The following is a 16983-nucleotide window of genomic DNA, read 5'->3' as shown; positions in this document are numbered from 1 at the left end:
GTCAGTGGCAAGGGGTACTCTTCTTCCTATGCGGGGGAGCAATGGGGCTACATCCCGCTACTGCAGGATGTAGGGGACAAGTTCATGTCAATCGAGCCACTCAGCTGGGGACGTGGGTCAACACCTCAGGGTGATGGGCTGGCCACAGGATCCTCTGCCGTGCCGGAGGGCCAGCAGTGGTCCGTGCCGGCACGAAGTGCCAACCTTGACGCCGTCCGCACAGCGCTGACCAGCGAACACTCCTTTGGAGCGGTCATCACGGGCGCCCGCGGAGTGGGGAAATCCTCCCTGGCCAGGGCAGCGGTGGCAGACCTGGGTCCGGACGTCTGGTCGCTCCAGCTCCGAAGCGCACCCTCCGGCTCCAACACCCCGTATGGTTGCCTTTCCTTCCTGCTTGCCCGGTTGCCGCAGGCCTACATGGGTTCACCTACCGCCATCCTGCGCGGGATCACCTCCCTGATCCGAAGCGACGCCGCGGGCAGGCCCTGCATCATCACGCTGGACACCTCCGGCACCATTGACGACATGAGCGCCGGCGTGCTGTTGAACGTCTTGTTGACGGGCACGGCCCGGATCATCGCCGTCGCTCCCAAAGCCAGCGACCTCCCGGCGGATTTCCACTGGCTCCTCACGGACCGCATGCTCACCGAAGTCCGGCTCAGCAACCTGAACGAACTGCAGACCCGGCAGGTCCTGCTGTCCCTCCTGGGGCACCGCGTCTCATCGTCTTTGGTCACCACCTACCACCAGATGGTGGGCGGCAACCCCCTGCTGCTCAAAGCCCTGGTCACCGAGCAACAGCTCGCCGGAAACCTGGTGCTGTCCGAGTCCGTCTGGACGCTCCGGGACAAAGTGGTGCTCGACGGCGCCGCGAGCCTGGATGACATCGTCAGGTCCCGCTGGACACGGGAAACACCGGAAACCCGCGAGGTCATCGAAATGTTGTCCTGCGCCCGCCGGGTGGAACTGTCCAGGCTGACCGCCATCTATGGCGCCGACGTCGTAGCGGACATGGAGGATGCAGGACTGTTGGAGATCGACGACTCCGAGCACCGCTGGGTATCGCTGCGGGAAAAGTACATTGGCGATGTCGTCAGGACCTGGCTGAGCATTTCCCGGCGGCGGGAGCTCCGCAGCGTGCTGCTGGGCGGCACAGAGCCTGACCCCGCCGCCATGACCGTCGAAGAACTAATGTCCTTTGCCGCCTGGACCCATGAATGCGAGGCGGAACTCAGCCCGGCGCTGGCGCTTGCGGCCGCCCAGGCCGCGGTTCAACTCTTCGACCCCCGGTTTGCGTTGACCTATGCGGAGATGCTGCAACGGACGGACGCCCAGTGGGCCTCCGCCCAGCGGCAAAAGGCTGCCGCGTACCTGCAGCTGGACATGGGGGTCCAGGCCCTTTCAGCCCTTGAGGACATCACCCACCCGGAACTGGAGGCCCTCGACCTCGAAGAGTACGCCCAGGTGGTGGCCGCCAAGGCAAGGGTCATGCTCTGCATTCCGGAGCAGGCCGGCAAGGTGGAAGAGCTCTTCGCCTCGGCCCGCGAACGCCTGGACAAAGTGGGGGACCACTACGCCTGGCCTGCGGCCGCCGCGGTGGCCGCCAACCGCATCTCGCTGAGCGAATTCGAGTACCAGGCGCACGTGGGCAGGTATACCGCCATGATTCCCGCACTTGAGCGCGCTGCTGATCCAGCCGCCAATCCGGACATCGGCTACCGGCTCCAGTGCGCGATCATCCTGATGAGCTCCCTGGCCATGACAGGCCGGGAGATGGACGCCCTGGGACTCCTGCGCCAGATCGGCGGCCAACTCAGCGATGCCTCGCATATTGTGGGCCTCCGTGAGCGGTATACCAGGGAGGCTTACTTCGTGCTGCTGATGGCCGGCCAGTGGGGGCGCTGCATCGACCTCATGGCCCCTTTCAGTGCCGGCCAACCCTTCCGGCTCCCTTATCGCAGCGCGGCCACAGAGATCGCGGCCGGGATCGCCTTCGCATTTTCCGGCCGTGGCGAAGCCGCCTTGGAACCCCTGATTTCGGCCGCCGCGCAGCTGGAGTTGCAACCGGTCCAGGGTGCGTTGCGCACCGCCTACGCGGCCACGGCATTGGCCTACGCCCAGACCGGCAATGCCGCGCTGTCACGCAAATACCTGACGAAACTCCAGAGGATGCCCGGCAGGTCAGGATTTGCCGTGGAGAGCATCATCGAGTTCTGTGCACTGGTTGCCGGACGCTGGCTTGGCGACTCCGAAGCAGTCACAAGCCTCAAGCAGGCAACCCGTGCGAACGTTGAAGCGGGCCGGTACACCGTTGCCGGGATCTACCTGCTGGCGGCAACGGTCAATGGCAGCGATGCCGACTTCCGCCTCCTGGAGGAGATCGCCGGCCACCGGCAAGGTCCGCTGGCCGAGGTTTCCCGGCTGATAGCCGTGGGCAGCCGGACAAAGGATGCCAAAGCGCTTCTCGCCGGCGGCGAACTCGCGGCCACGCTCGAACTCGACGCCGTTGAAGCGCGGTGCATGGCCCTGGCCGTGGACTTCGCCCGCCAGATCGGGGACGCCCTTTCGGCAAGGACCGCGCAGGCAAGGCTGGACATCCTCGCCGCCACGGTGGCGAATCTGCCCATCGTGCCCAGCAGCGGGAGCCCGCTGCTGACCAGCCGTGAACGGCAGATTGCGCGGATGGCCGGCCGGGGCGCCTCAAACCGTGACATCGCCCTGGAAATGGGTGTATCAGTCCGCACCGTCGAAGGCCACCTGTACCAGGTGTTCACCAAGCTGGGCGTAACTTCAAGGGGTGATCTGACTGGACTCGTCTAATGGCCACAAACCCACATCTGCCCATCGGCTCCTGACCGGCCGGCGGGAGCCCGTGGACCGGATCTGCAACCTGATCGGGAACGGCACCCACCATGCCGTCTTCATCATGGCCGGCCCGGGGATCGGAAAGTCGGCGGTGACCGATGCCGTCACCGAGCGGCTCGCCGGGCACCTGAACGTGGTGCGGGTCCACGCGAGTTCGGCCCTTGCCGGGGTGCCGTTCGGGGTCCTGACCCCCTATACCGGGGAACTCACGGCTGAGGAGTCGGTCTCGCCGGTCGCCGTGCTGCGGTCCATGTGGTCGTACTTCGAAAAAATCAAGACCGGCAACGGCCTGGCAGTCCTGCTCGCGGTGGATGACGCACATCACCTGGACGAGGCTTCCGCGGGCGTCCTGGCTGAGCTGATTTCGGCGGGCTGGGCAACTGTGGTGGCGGCGGCCCGCCCCCGGCCGGGCCTCCCGCAGCCGCTCGAGCAGCTCTGGTACGACGGCCTTGCCGAGCGCGTGGACCTAAGGCCCCTGAACCGGGAACAGATAGAGGAAGTCCTGGCCCACGTCCTGGACGGGACCGTTCCCGCCGCGACGGTGGACGCCATATGGAGCGCATCGGGCGGAAATCCGCGAATCCTTGACGCCTTGCTGCATGACTCCGCAGAGACCGGCGTCCTGGCCAAACGCAACGGAATCTGGATGCTGCTCGGCGAACTCCCCGCCGACGGGCCCCGGCTGGCGGCCGTTGTTGCCAAGGACCATCTGCGCCGGGGGCCCGAGGAACAGGAAGCCCTGAAGCTCATTGCCCTGGCCGGCCCGGTGGGTCGCAAGGTCATCGAAGACATCAGCGGGGCCGCGGTGGTCAGGTCCCTGCTGGACCAGCAGATGATCGTAGAGACCCCCGGGGTGCCATCGGAGCTGTTCATCTGGAACGCGCTTTTCGCCGGCGCCATCAGGAACACGGTTTCGGTCTCCCGGAGCCTCCAGTTGTTGGAGAAGGTCAAGGCACACCAGGATCCCGGCCAGCTCCAGGGGGAAGGCCGGCTCCGGTCGGTGGAGTGGGCGCTGGAGTGTGGCCTCCGCGTCAGCGACGACGAGATGCTGGCCGCCGCCAAAGTGGCGTTGCTCCGGTACCGCAATCACAGTGCGCGGTCCATAGCGGCCAGGATCCGCAACCCCGCCATGGTTCCCCTGGCCCAGGCCATCCAGGCCCGGGCTTTGTACAACGAGGGCTCCTACCAGGAGGCCGCCACCCTCCTGGACGGCTGCTGGCTCCGGCTGGCCGAAGATCCCCAGGGGCCGGCAGCCCTGGTACTCCTGGTGTCGGCACACCAGGCCAACGGCCGGCTGTTGGCTGATGTGGCGGAGGACGTGGAACGGGCCTGCCCGCAATCGGACCCGGATGGCAGCTGGCAGGCAGAGCTGGTGCAGGTGCTGCAGCTCGGTGCCGAGGTCAACTTCCAGGTCCTCGGCGACGAAGTTGACCGGATCCGTAAACGCGGCGCAGCGGGCTCCGGGGGAGAGCCGCTGCGTGCCTTGGCGGAGGCGCTCCTGGCCCATGCCCTGGCCGCTGCCGGGCGTCCCGTCCAGGGATTGGATGCTGCCCTGTTGGCGGCCTCGGAGCTTCCTCCGCTGGAAGGCAGCCTGTTCTTCTTCCCCGAGTTCGTGCTGGGGCGGCTGGTGTCCGGCTACCTGGCCATGGGCGAGTGGGAATCGGCCGAGCGGGAGCTCAACAGCTACGCGGCAGGCCACGGCGCCGGCGCGGCCACCTTTGACGGAAGCCTCAATGTGCTCCGCGGCTACTCCCTGCTTCGGCAGGGGCGGATGGAACGGGCGTACCAGATCCTGCTGCCCGCCGTGGAAGCACTGAGGCTCAATGATCCGTTGCAGTTGTACCGCTTTGGGACGGCGCTGGGCTATTACGTGGCGGCCCGGCTTGGCGATGTCGAACAGGCGAAACGGCTGGAACAGGATCACAGGGATGCCATTGCCGGCGGCCCCGCACACGACCTTCTGGCCGAGGCGTACGTGGCGGCGGCGGCGGAATACATGGCCCGCGACGGCAAGGGGCTGGCTGCGCTGCAGACGCTGATGACCACGACGGAGGCAGCCGCCAGGGCCGGAAACCTCCTCGAAGTCCTGGCCATGTGCTGGGACCTGGGGGACCCCTCCGTGATCCCCATGGTCCAGACTGTTGCCCGCGGCGTGGAAGGCCGCTGGGCGGAGGCTCTGCTGACCCTGGCTACGGCGTGGGAAAACGCCGACGGCGACGCCCTGATGGCAACGGCTGCCTCGCTGGAGGAAGCAGCCTTTGTCAACCTGGCCCGGGAGGCATACGCCCGTGCCAGTACGGTGCTTGAGCAGGCTGGCGAACGCCGCCGGTCCCGGCAGGCGGTGGCCCAGCGTGAAAAGTGCGATCACGAACTCGGTGAACGCTTCCGCGAGGGACGTTTCATCGCCGCCGCACCCGCGGTCCACCTCACCCGCCGCGAACAGGACATCGTTGAATTGGCAGTCCAGGGCCTGACCGACCGGGAGATCGCCCAGCGCTTGATGGTGTCGGTGCGCACGGTGGAAGGCCACCTCTACCGCACCTACGTCAAGCTCGGCGTACGCAGCCGCGATGAGCTGGAGACGGCCCTGCCCAAATAGCCGCGGCTGCGCTGTGCCGTGTGCCGTGGGTGCCACGCGCCGCGGAACCAGGCCACGGGCTCAGTGTGCGCGCCCCTGAATGCACACAGTGCCGCGGCCCGGTAGTGGACCCCCACAGATTCGAGTACACCCTACTCGTGCACGGGAGGGCACTACCGGATTTACTTAAGGAGGCAAAGCAAAGCGGCAGGCTGGAAGCCGCGGAGCAGCCGATCAGGACATTGAGGCCCCTCAACTTTCCGGTCCCCCAACGGACCGGGCACAGACGGGGCCGGCGACGTCAGAGTCTTCTGAGACCGAGACTCTCCCCCCAGCCGTCGCCGGCCCTCTGCTCCCTCGGCTGAAGCCCGGGGCAGCGGTGGCGGCTGCCCCTCCGGGCGGCCGCCACAGCCGTGTTGTGGGACAATTGGGTGTCAGACATTGGCAGCCCAAGGAGTTTGTTTTGGCCGTAGTATCAACGCCAGCCACACTGGAACGCGCCCTGCCGGTCATGGACAACGCGGAAGTGCTGCGCATCCGCAATGACTTTCCGGTGCTGAACCAGCTGGTCAACGGGCAGCCGCTGGTGTACCTGGACTCCGGCGCCACTTCGCAAAACCCGGTGAGCGTCATCGAGGCCGAGCAGGAGTTCTACGAGCAACGCAACGCTGCCGTGCATCGCGGGGCGCACCATCTTGCGGTGGAGGCCACCGAAGCCTTCGAAGATGCCCGGCAAACCATCGCCGACTTCATCGGTGCCGGCTATGAAGAGACCATCTGGACCTCGAACGCAACCGAGGGGCTCAACCTCATCTCCTACGCGCTGTCCAACGCCGGCCTCTGGGCCGCCCGGGGCCGCGGCGACCAGGGCCTGCGGGAACTGGCGCTCGTGCCCGGGGACGAGATCGTGGTGACCGAGATGGAACACCATGCCAACCTGATTCCATGGCAGGAGCTTGCCTTCCGTACCGGTGCGACGCTCCGTTACATTCCCATCGATGACCACGGCAGCCTGCGCATGGACGCAGCCGCAACGGTCATCGGGCCGCGGACCAAAGTCCTGGCCTTCACGCATGCCTCCAACGTCCTGGGCATCATCAACCCGGTGCAGGAACTGACGGGCCTGGGACGTGCCGCGGGCGCCCTCGTGGTCCTGGACGCCTGCCAGTCCGCCCCGCACCTGCCCTTGAACGTCAAGGAACTCGACGTGGACTTCGCGGTGCTCTCCGGCCACAAGATGCTCGCTCCCACGGGCATCGGCGTGCTGTACGGCCGGCAGGAACTCCTGGACATCCTGCCGCCGTTCCTGACCGGCGGCTCGATGATCACCACCGTCACCATGGAACGGGCCGAATACCTTCCCGCACCCCAACGCTTCGAGGCAGGTACCCAGCGCATCTCCCAGGCCGTGGCTTTGGCTGCAGCAGCCAACTACCTCACGGAAACCGGGCTGGACCGGATCCACACGTGGGAATCCGAACTCGGCCAGCGCATGGTTGTGGGCCTGGAATCCATTCCCGGCGTCAGGGTCCTGGGCCCGGCTGCAGGAAAGGAACGGATTGGCCTTGCCGCGTTCGACGTCGAAGGCGTCCACGCCCACGACGTCGGGCAGTTCCTGGACTCGCGCGGGATCGCCGTCCGCGTCGGGCACCACTGCGCCCAGCCGCTGCACCGGCGGCTTGGGCTGACGGCCACCACCCGCGCCAGCGCCTACCTGTACAACACCACCGACGACGTGGACTGCTTCCTTGAAGCCGTGGCCGGCGTCCGGGCCTACTTCCGCGCCTAGCGGAAAACACGAAGGGTGACACCATGAGCCTCGACCAGCTGTACCAGCAGATCATCCTGGACCATTCCAAGGCACGCCACGGCAGCGGCCTGGCAGCCACCCACGCCCCGGACGGCGCAGTAACGGGCCAATCGCACCAGCTCAACCCGGTATGTGGAGACGAAGTCACGCTCCGGCTGGCGGTGCAGGACGGCAAGGTTGCCCAGGTGGCCTGGGACGGAGCCGGCTGCTCCATTTCCATGGCCTCGGCGTCGGTCCTCTCAGAGCTCGCCCTCGGAATGACAGTTGCCGAACTCCACCAGGTGATCGACAGCTTCCGGGAGGTGCTCCGTTCACGGGGCAAGGTCCAGGCGGACCCCGAACTGCTGGGAGACGCCGCCGCCTTCGAGGGGGTGGCCCGCTACGCGGCCCGGGTCAAGTGCGCCATGATTTCCTGGGTGGCCGCGGAGGATGCCCTCAACCAGGCGGCATAATCCGGGGAACAGGCCAAACGGAAAACAGCCCGGATCTTGCCTCCAACAGGAGGAAGATCCGGGCTGTTTTCGTGCGAGGAAACGGCCGGCTCAGCCCAGCAGCCCGAGGACGCCGATGACTGCGGTGGCGAGCCCGAGCACCATGGAGATGCTGACCAGCACCACATGCACGGTGAGGAACCTGGTGGCCTTGCCTGCACGGTCCCTGGCCCGGGGGTCGTTCATGACCCGGCGCAGGAACTGCGGCCAGACCACCAGCGACCAAACGCCGGCGACAATCAGGACCAGCGCAGCGAAAACGGGAAGCACCATGTGTTTAGTGGCTTTCCAGCCAGGCCTGCGCCTGCGTGGCCTGCAGGTTCAACGCCTTGGCCACCATGGGCTCGGCGGCGTCGGCAATCTTGCCGCCCAGGAACGGCACGGAGGACTTCACCGCGCCCTCAAGCTCCACCCGGGTCCCGCCGGCGTCGGCCACCAGCCGCTGCACGGCCGAGACATCCACCGGGGCGCCGGCGATCTTCAGCGAGATGGTGCTCTGGCGGGATCCGTCGGCGGCGGGGGCATCCCAGTTTTCCACCTGCGTCACCTTGAGGTGCTCACCCACGAACTTGCGGGCGATTTCGGGCAGCCGGGTGGTGGGGAGGGTCCGCACCGACGTGGCGCTGAACGCGCCGGCGGTGTCGCCGTCGATGTTGAAGGACTCCAGTTCGCCGCCCACCAGCTGGCTGACGTGGCGCTGGAAATCCTCGTTCACCAGCACAGCGGCAACGCTGTCAACGGAGTGCGGAAGGGTGGTGGTTGCGCTCAGCGCCATGGGTCCTCCTGGGACGTCGGGAAAGGATTTACGCCTCCAACATCCTACGGGGTCACCTGTGCGCGCTCCGCATCGGCCAGTTTTTGGGCGGCTGCGGTAATGTTCCGGGCCATGGCCGGGAAGATCAGGCTGTGGAAGGGGAGCACGCCCAGCCAGTAGAGTCGGCCGCTCAGGCCTTTGGGGAAGAAAATGGCCCGCTGCCGGTAGCGGCTGCCCCCGCCGTCAGGCTCCACGGAGAGCTCCAGCCAGGCACGGCCGGGCGCCCGCATCTCGGCGCGCAGCCGGAGCAGCCGGCCGCGGTCGATCCGTTCCACCCGCCACCAGTCCACCACTTCGCCGGCGGCCAGGGTATGCGGGTGCCGGCGGCCACGCAGCAGGCCTGCGCCGCCGGTCAGCTTGTCCAGCCAGCCCCGCACCTGCCACGCCAGGGGGAGCGAGTACCAGCCGTTGCGCCCCCCGATGCCCTCGATAATGGTCCATACGTGCGCAGGGTCCACGTCTCCGTGGAACGTCCGCTCATCGATGTACACCTTGTGCCCGGCCCATTCCGGGTCGCTGGGCAACGGGTCGGAATCCGCGCCCGCATTCGCCCAGGTGGTCTCCACCTGGCCGTCCCGTTCCTTGCCCAGCGCCAGGGCCACCGCGGTGCGGTATGGGGTGAGGCCGCCGTCGGGCTGTGGAATGAACTGGTCGATGTCGTGCTCGTTGGATACCGCGTCATGCTGCAGCGACTGGACCAGGGGGACCGCCATGGACCACGGAATGGGTGTGGTGAGGGCCACCCACATGCCCGCCAGTTTGGGCGCCGGCACGGGCAGCGCCAACACCACCCGGTAGGGCAGGCCGGCTTCGGCAGCGTATTCCTGCATCATCCTGGCGTAGGTCAGGACCTGCCGGCACCCGATGTCGAAGGTGCGGTTGATGGGGCCCGCCAGGGATGCCGCAGCCACCAGGTAATAGAGCACGTCGCGGACGGCGATGGCTTCGATCCGGTTGCGCACCCAGCTTGGTGCCGGCATGAGGGGCAGGGTCTCGGACAGGTGGCGGATCATCTCGAAGGAGGCGGAGCCGGAACCGATCACCACACCCGCCTGGTACACGATCGAATCCACCGGGCTGTCCAGGAAGACCTTGCCCACGGCCTCGCGCGAGCGCATGTGGGTGGAGAGCTCCACGCCCTTCGGGTGCAGCCCGCCCAGGTAGACGATCCGGCTGACGCCGGCCGTCGCGGCAGCATCCGCCGCCGTCGCGGCCATCGCTCTTTCCTTCGCCTCGAACCCGGCGCCGGCGGCCATGGAGTGCACCAGGTAATAAAAGACGTCGACGCCGGCAAGGGCTTCGCGGAGTGCGTCGCCGTCGTCAAGGCTGCTTTCCACCACGTCCACTTTGGTGCGCCAGGGGACGCCGGAGATCTTGTCGGGGGAGCGGACCAGGACCTTTACCGCGTGGCCTGCTTCAAGGAGCCTTGGCACCAGCCGGCCGCCGATGTAGCCGGTGGCCCCGGTGACAAGGACGGTCTTTGGTGTTGGTCGGGCAGTCGTTTTCGCTCATGCTGGCTCCTGTTCGTCCCTTGCGGTTCGGAGCGGCGGCCTGTCCGGACGGCTGCTCCGACGCCGAATGCGATGGCACTGCCAGCCTAGGCCTGCAGCCTCCGCGCTGCCATGTCGGTCCCGCGGGGTAGGCTGGAAGTCCCCGGGATTCGCAGCGAATTTCGGGTTTTCGCGTTGCCTGCGATTTTTTGATGAACACCACAGGAGCTTCTGCCATGAGTCTTCCCGGCCAGTCCGCCGCCGGCACGTCCAGCGCCGGCAAAACCCGTTACGGCACGTCCGGCGCGGTTCCCACGCTGGATGGCCTGCGCCGGGCTTTGGAACCGGACCAGACATTCGGCCGTGTCCGGGCCGAGGCCGCCAGGGGCTTCGAGGGCCGCGGCCAGGACTACCAGATCAGCGCGCCCGCCGGCCTGCGCCCCGTACTGCTCGCGGAGATGGCAGACGGCCTGGCAGCGTCCGCGGTCGGTGGCGAACCGGGGGTTGTGCTGGCCGTGACCGCCACCGGCAGGGAAGCCGAAGACCTCTCCGCGGCACTGCGGGCCTACCTGCCGGCGGATACCGTGGCCGAGTTCCCCAGCTGGGAAACCCTTCCGCACGAGCGGCTTTCGCCGCGTTCGGACACCGTGGGCAGGCGGCTGTCCGTCCTGCGCCGCCTGGCCCACCCGGAAAGTTCGACGACGGCGCGGCTGCGCGTCGTCGTCGCGCCCGTTCGCGCCGTGGTCCAGCCGGTGGTGGCCGGCCTGGGTGACCTGGTTCCGGTCACATTGAGAGTGGGCCAGGAGGTGCCGTTTTCCGACGTGGTGAAGAGCCTCGCGGATGCTGCCTACGCCCGGGTGGACATGGTCACGCACCGCGGCGAATTCGCCGTCCGCGGCGGCATCATCGACGTCTTTCCGCCCACCGAGGACCACCCCGTCCGGGTGGAGTTCTTCGGGGACGAAGTGGACCAGATGCGCTGGTTCGCCGTAGCCGACCAGCGGTCGCTGTCCGCGCCCGGCATCCACCACCCCACGGAACTGCACGCCCCGCCGTGCCGCGAAATCCTCATCACGCCGTCCGTGATGTCCCGCGCCGCCACGTTGAAGGCCCAGCTGCCGGCCGCGGCGGACATGCTGGAAAAGATAGCCGGCGGCATCGCCGTGGAGGGCATGGAATCCCTGGCCCCGGTACTGGTGGATGCCATGGTGCCGTTCGTGGACCAGCTGCCCGCGGATTCCGTCGCCGTCGTCATCGAACCCGAGAAGGTGCGCACCCGCGCCCACGACCTCGCCGCCACCAACGAGGAGTTCCTTGAGGCGGCCTGGTCCACGGCGTCCGACGGCGGGAGCGCACCCTTGGACCTCAGCTCCCAGGCCAGCGCGGCCCTCCATTCGGCGAGCTTCCGCTCCCTGGCCGAAACCCGCGGGTCCGCCTTGGCGCACGGGGTCTCCTGGTGGTCCATCACCTCACTGGCGCAGGATTCAGAACTGCTCCCCGAGATCGACGTATTGAACCTGCATGCCCGCGAACCCCGCGGCTACCAGGGCGATGTGGCGGAAATGATGGAGTTCATCGGTTCGCACGTCCGCGACCAGTGGCGCATCGTGGTGGCTACCGAAGGTCCCGGGCCGGCCCAGCGCCTGGCCGAACTCTTCCATGACGCGGACATCCCGTGCGCCCGGGTGGACAGCCTGGACCACGAGCCCCAGGCGGGCATCATCGAAGTGACCACTGCCGCCGTCGGCCGCGGCTTTGTCCTTGACGGGCTCAAAGTGGGCCTGCTGACTGAGGCCGACCTCCTGGGCCGGACTTCCGCCGGGTCCACCAAGGACATGCGGCGCATGCCCTCCAAGCGGCGCAACGCCGTGGACCCGCTGCAGTTGGTGGCGGGTGACCACGTGGTGCACGAACAGCACGGCATCGGCCGGTTCGTGGAACTGATCCAGCGCAAGGTGGCTGGTGGCGGCGACGGCGTCCGCGAATACCTGGTCCTGGAATACGCGCCCTCGAAACGCGGCGCGCCCGGCGACCGGCTGTTCGTCCCCACGGACCAGCTGGACCAGGTGACCCGTTACGTGGGCGGGGACACCCCTGTCCTGAGCAAGATGGGCGGCGCGGACTGGGCCAGCACCAAGTCCAAGGCGCGCAAAGCCGTCAAGGAAATCGCCGGTGAGCTGATCCGGCTGTACTCGGCCCGGATGGCGTCCCGCGGGCACGCGTTTGCCCCGGATACCCCCTGGCAGCGCGAACTCGAAGAAGCCTTCCCTTATGTGGAGACGCCGGACCAGCTGACCACCATCAACGAGGTCAAGGCCGACATGGAGCGGGAAATCCCCATGGACCGGCTGGTGTCAGGCGACGTGGGCTACGGCAAGACCGAAATCGCCGTCAGGGCCGCATTCAAAGCCGTGCAGGACGGCAAGCAGGTGGCCGTGCTGGTGCCCACCACCCTGCTCGCCCAGCAGCACTACGAGACCTTCACCGAGCGCTTCTCCGGCTTCCCGCTGCGGGTCAAGGCGCTGTCCCGGTTCCAGGGGACGAAGGAAACCAAGGAGACCGTGGAGGGCGTCAAGAGCGGCTCGGTGGACGTCGTGATCGGTACCCACCGGCTGCTCTCCAAGGACTTTGAGTTCAAGGACCTCGGCCTGGTGATCGTGGACGAGGAGCAGCGGTTCGGCGTCGAACACAAGGAAGCGCTGAAGAAGATGCGCACTAACGTGGACGTCCTGGCGATGAGCGCGACGCCGATCCCGCGCACCCTGGAGATGTCCCTGACCGGCATCCGGGAGACCTCCACCCTGGCCACCCCGCCGGAGGAAAGGCATCCGGTACTGACCTACGTGGGCCCATACACGGACAAGCAGACCTCTGCGGCGATCCGCCGCGAACTGATGCGCGAGGGACAGGTGTTCTTCGTGCACAACCGGGTCTCGACGATCGAGCGAACCGCCGCGAAGATCCGCGAACTGGTGCCTGAGGCGCGTGTGGAGGTGGCGCACGGCAAGATGTCGGAGAGCCGGCTGGAGCAGATCATCGTGGACTTCTGGGAGAAGCGGTTCGACGTCCTGGTCTGCACCACCATCATCGAAACGGGGCTGGATATCTCCAACGCCAACACCCTGATCGTGGACGGGGCGGACAAGTACGGCCTGTCCCAGCTGCACCAGCTCCGCGGCCGGGTGGGCCGTGGCCGGGAGCGTGCGTACGCGTACTTCCTGTACCCCTCGGAGAAGCCGCTTGGCGAGGTGGCGCTGGAGCGGCTCAAGGCCGTGGCCGCGCACAACGAACTGGGCGCCGGCATGCAGCTGGCCATGAAGGACCTGGAGATCCGCGGTGCCGGCAACCTGCTGGGCGGTGAACAGTCCGGGCACATCCAGGGGGTTGGGTTCGACCTGTACATCCGGCTGGTGGGCGAGGCCGTGGCGGACTTCCGCGGCGAAGCCGAAGAGAAGGCCGCGGAGATGAAGATCGAGCTGCCCGTCAACGCACACCTGCCGCACGACTACGTCCCCGGCGAGCGGCTGCGCCTGGAGGCCTACCGGAAGCTCGCGGCCGCGGTCACCAACGAGGCCATCGACGAGGTCACGGCCGAGCTCGTGGACCGCTACGGCGAGCTGCCCCTGCCCGCGCAGAACCTGGTGGCCGTGGCCCGGTTCCGGGTGGGCGCACGCGAGGCCGGCCTGACAGACGTCGCGCTGCAGGGCAACTTCATCAAGTTCTCCCCGGCCACCCTGCCTGAGTCGAAGGTGATGCGCCTGAACCGCATGTACCCGGGCTCGCAATCCAAGCCCGCACTGGACGCCGTCCTCATACCCAAGCCGAAAACCGCACGGATCGGCGGCCGGGACCTGCAGGACGCGGAGATCCTCGAATGGGCCAACGGCGTGATCCGGAACATCTTCTCAGATGCTCCCCTGACTGTCGGTTAGAGGTGATGGGAGGACACCACGCCGCGTCGGGAGCCGCGGCGTGGGTAGCTGTTGCGTCCACCGGGCCGTACACGCTGGGCTGGTATCCGCTGGATCCCACCGGCATCCTCATCGGAGGCATGGCCACGGCGGGCACGGCCCTGGTGTGCGACTGGGACCACCGGTCAAGCACGGTGGCCCACTCGCTCCCGCCACTGTCCAATGTGATCGCGCGGGGCATCGAGAACGCCAGCGGCGGCCACCGGCAGGGCACGCATTCCATCCTGGGCGCCGCAGTGTTCGTGTTCCTGGCCGGCCTGGCATCGCAGGTGCATCTGGAGACCCCGTGGGGGCACCTGTCCGTGGGTGCAGGGCTGTTGTGCATGTTCCTGATCAACATCGCGGCGAAGGCACTGAAGCTCTTTCCCAAGAGCGGCTTCATCTCGAACTGGATCTTCGCCCTGGCGATGGCCGGCCTGGTCACGTTCTACGCGCCGGAACAATGGACCTGGCTGCCGACGTCGATGCTCATCGGCGTGGTGGTGCATATTGTTGGCGACCTGGTCACCACCGGGGGAGTGCCGTTGCTGTGGCCGCTGGTCATCAGGCCACCCCGGCTGCTGCGGAGGCTTCCCCTGCTGCGGAACGTTTGGCGGCCCAATGGCGCCCTCTCCGTACCCCTGCTGGGACGGGCCGGATCCAAGCGGGAGTGGCTGGTGCTGATCCCGGTCAGCGCGTACGCCATGGTGGGCATGTCCATGGCCGGCTGGGCCATCGCCCGGGACCACTGGGGCACTGTGACCGCGACCGCAGGTGCCTGGATCAGGCTCTGGTTCTAGCGGCGGGGCAGGCTTCCACCAACACAGCAAAGGACCCCGGACATTGTCCGGGGTCCTTTGACGCTGCCTGCTGTGGGTCAGTGCTCGCCTGCTGAGTCGGAGCGTCCGAGGACGGTCTGCGGGATCCAGAACGCCAGCGCGAACAGGACAAGGCACACGGCCATCGGCCAGGCGTTGCTCAGGGTGAGGAATGACAGGGAGTAGAGGGCGCCAAGGAAAAGAGCGAAGCTGATCACGAAAAGGACGGCGCTGGTGGCCACGTTGTTCTCGTTCTGCGGTGTGCGGACCGTGTCCTGGTTCGACGTCGTGTCCCGGCTGGACGCGTTGATCTTGCTGGACATGTGTTCCTCCTCCGCCCCGTGGGGCTTGGTCTGTGGCGGCCGTCCGGTTCCGGTCAGTAAGCGGCTGAACCCTGTTCACGCTTGACGATGGCAATCCCGGAGCTGGCGCCGATTCGTGTTGCACCTGCTGCAATCATAGCCTGAGCATCGGCCAGGGACCGTACGCCGCCGGAGGCCTTGACCCCCATGTTCGGGCCCACGGCCTTGCGCATCAGGGCCACGTCGTCAACGGTGGCGCCGCCACCGTTGAAGCCCGTGGAGGTCTTCACGAAATCGGCGCCGGCCTCCACTGCCGCCTGGCACGCAAGGACCTTCTGTGCGTCGGTCAGGAGGGCCGTTTCGATGATCACCTTCAGGATGGCACCGCCGGCATGCACGGTCTCGGCCACGGCAGCGATGTCATCCGTCAGGGCGCCCTTGTCGCCTGCCCTGGCAGCGGCGATGTTGATCACCATGTCCACCTCGTCCGCGCCGTCCAGCACCGCGCCGCGGGCCTCGAACGACTTCACGTCCGTGGGGGTCGCCCCCAGCGGAAAGCCCACCACGGAGCAGGTGAGGACCCCCGAACCCTTCAGCGCGGTGGTGACGGTCTTGACCCAGACAGGGTTGACGCAGACCGACTTGAACCCGTACTCAGCGGCCTCGGCACAGACTCTCAGGACCTCGACTTCCGAGGCTTCGGGCTTGAGCAGCGTGTGGTCGATGTAGGAGGCGATGTTCCCGTCACCGGCGGGTGCGGCGGTGCCTGGCTGAACAGTGGCTTCATTGCTCATGATGGTCCTCTCGAGGGGCTTCGTGGGCCCGGCGCGTCAGTGACTCTTTTCGGAAACCATCTTGTCACAGCGGACCGGGGCCGCACCGGATACCCGGAAGGGGACGCCGCGGGAGAGCCGGGCCGGCCCGGTCAGGCGGCCACCTGGAGTGCAGGCGCGGGAGCGGCGGACGGAGCCGCTGTGGCAACAGCGGTCAGCAACTGGCTGGCGCAGGCACCCGCAGCGGACGCCGCCGCGACCAGCAGGCCCAGCCGCACGCCGTCGAACGCCGCGGCGTCACCGATGGCCCAAATGCCGGGGACCGAGGTGCGGAAGTCACGGCTGATCACGATGCCGCCGCCGGCGGCCGTTCGCACACCCGCAGTGGCGGCGAGGCTGTCCCGGGACACCCGCTCCTCGGCCAGGACCACCAGGTCTCCGGTCATGCTGCTGCCGTCCTCGAAGACGACGGCGGACGTGGCCAGGCCGGAGGGGGATCCGCCCGGGGCAACGGAAGGTACGACGGCGGCGGGCCGGGCCGTGGTGCGGATGGGCCGCACGCCCTTGGCCCGGAGTACTGCTTCAGCCTGTCCGGCAGCCGCGCCCGTACCGACGAGGATGCCGACGGGCCGTCGCCCCAGCTCCCGGGTGATTTCCTGCACTCCCTCGGCGATGCGCGGGGCGTCATCGATGGTGGAGTAGCTCAGGCACTGGGCGGCGCCGTCCACGGGGTTGGCGACGGGGGCGGAACCGGTGGCAATGACCAGGTGGTCGTACGCGAATTCCATGCCGTCGGCGGTGGCCACCGTTCGGTTGGCGGCGTCGACATGGCTTGCTGGCTGGCCGAACCGCACGGAAACCTGGGGCAGCATGGCCAGCTCCAGCAGTTCGGCGGGGGTGTCGTCACGGTTGCTCAGCACGGTGATGTTGCCGGTGAAACGGGCGCGGTCCAACTGTGCCACCAGGGCTTGGGCGGCCGGTCCGGCGCCGGCGATGACGATGCGGGTTGCGTCGGAGGTGGACGGTGAGGGTGCCGGAGCGGACATGTGCTGGCCCTTTCGCTGGTGGCCGGTAACCGGCCGGAACTTCGTG

Annotated in this window: 11 protein-coding genes and 1 pseudogene; 6 read left to right on the top strand and 6 right to left on the bottom strand. The window is 67.6% G+C overall.

Annotation, left to right across the window (positions count from 1 at the left end; genetic code table 11):
• The first annotated feature begins 84 nt into the window (after nucleotides 1-84).
• From QF050_RS17745 to sufU, 4 genes are all read left to right on the top strand, one after another.
• The gene (locus QF050_RS17745; protein WP_308931596.1) at nucleotides 85-2820 is read left to right on the top strand and encodes a LuxR C-terminal-related transcriptional regulator; all 2736 of its coding nucleotides are present in this window, start codon (nucleotides 85-87) and stop codon (nucleotides 2818-2820) included.
• Nucleotides 2821-2872: 52 nt separating this feature from the next.
• Nucleotides 2873-5464, top strand: coding sequence for a LuxR C-terminal-related transcriptional regulator (locus QF050_RS17740; RefSeq protein WP_308931595.1), 2592 nt, complete (start codon nucleotides 2873-2875; stop codon nucleotides 5462-5464).
• Nucleotides 5465-5906: 442 nt separating this feature from the next.
• The gene (locus QF050_RS17735; protein WP_308931594.1) at nucleotides 5907-7232 is read left to right on the top strand and encodes a SufS family cysteine desulfurase; all 1326 of its coding nucleotides are present in this window, start codon (nucleotides 5907-5909) and stop codon (nucleotides 7230-7232) included.
• A 23-nt stretch (nucleotides 7233-7255) separates the two neighbouring features.
• Nucleotides 7256-7705, top strand: a complete 450-nt coding sequence (gene sufU / locus QF050_RS17730; RefSeq protein WP_308931593.1) for a Fe-S cluster assembly sulfur transfer protein SufU — start codon at nucleotides 7256-7258, stop codon at nucleotides 7703-7705.
• 90 nt (nucleotides 7706-7795) lie between these two features.
• Here the strand turns inward: sufU and QF050_RS17725 are convergent, their stop codons facing one another.
• The 3 genes and pseudogenes from QF050_RS17725 to QF050_RS17715 form a co-directional block, all read right to left on the bottom strand.
• Nucleotides 7796-8017: an SCO4848 family membrane protein gene (locus tag QF050_RS17725; RefSeq protein ID WP_308931592.1), complete on the bottom strand. Its 222-nt coding sequence runs from the start codon at nucleotides 8015-8017 to the stop codon at nucleotides 7796-7798.
• A gap of 4 nt (nucleotides 8018-8021) precedes the next feature.
• Nucleotides 8022-8519: a DUF2505 domain-containing protein gene (locus QF050_RS17720; protein ID WP_308931591.1), complete on the bottom strand. Its 498-nt coding sequence runs from the start codon at nucleotides 8517-8519 to the stop codon at nucleotides 8022-8024.
• A 44-nt stretch (nucleotides 8520-8563) separates the two neighbouring features.
• Nucleotides 8564-10045, bottom strand: a pseudogene (locus tag QF050_RS17715) (SDR family oxidoreductase); the annotation flags it as partial.
• Nucleotides 10046-10284: 239 nt separating this feature from the next.
• Here QF050_RS17715 and mfd point away from each other — a divergent pair.
• Together mfd and QF050_RS17705 are read left to right on the top strand one after the other, a co-directional pair.
• The gene (gene mfd / locus QF050_RS17710; RefSeq protein ID WP_308931590.1) at nucleotides 10285-13980 is read left to right on the top strand and encodes a transcription-repair coupling factor; all 3696 of its coding nucleotides are present in this window, start codon (nucleotides 10285-10287) and stop codon (nucleotides 13978-13980) included.
• A 5-nt stretch (nucleotides 13981-13985) separates the two neighbouring features.
• Nucleotides 13986-14798 (top strand): metal-dependent hydrolase, encoded by an 813-nt coding sequence (locus QF050_RS17705; RefSeq protein ID WP_308931589.1) that lies wholly within the window; start codon nucleotides 13986-13988, stop codon nucleotides 14796-14798.
• A 77-nt stretch (nucleotides 14799-14875) separates the two neighbouring features.
• On the opposite strand, the gene QF050_RS17700 is transcribed toward QF050_RS17705, so the two are convergent.
• The 3 genes from QF050_RS17700 to QF050_RS17690 form a co-directional block, all read right to left on the bottom strand.
• Nucleotides 14876-15139: a hypothetical protein gene (locus QF050_RS17700; protein WP_308931588.1), complete on the bottom strand. Its 264-nt coding sequence runs from the start codon at nucleotides 15137-15139 to the stop codon at nucleotides 14876-14878.
• 53 nt (nucleotides 15140-15192) lie between these two features.
• The gene (deoC, locus tag QF050_RS17695) at nucleotides 15193-15912 is read right to left on the bottom strand and encodes a deoxyribose-phosphate aldolase (protein ID WP_308931587.1); all 720 of its coding nucleotides are present in this window, start codon (nucleotides 15910-15912) and stop codon (nucleotides 15193-15195) included.
• A gap of 131 nt (nucleotides 15913-16043) precedes the next feature.
• Nucleotides 16044-16937, bottom strand: a complete 894-nt coding sequence (locus QF050_RS17690; RefSeq protein ID WP_308931586.1) for an FAD-dependent oxidoreductase — start codon at nucleotides 16935-16937, stop codon at nucleotides 16044-16046.
• Nucleotides 16938-16983: the final 46 nt, after the last annotated feature.

This window comes from Arthrobacter sp. SLBN-112 (genome assembly GCF_030944625.1).
Classification (GTDB): domain Bacteria; phylum Actinomycetota; class Actinomycetes; order Actinomycetales; family Micrococcaceae; genus Arthrobacter.
This window is presented reverse-complemented; position numbering and strand designations above follow the sequence as displayed.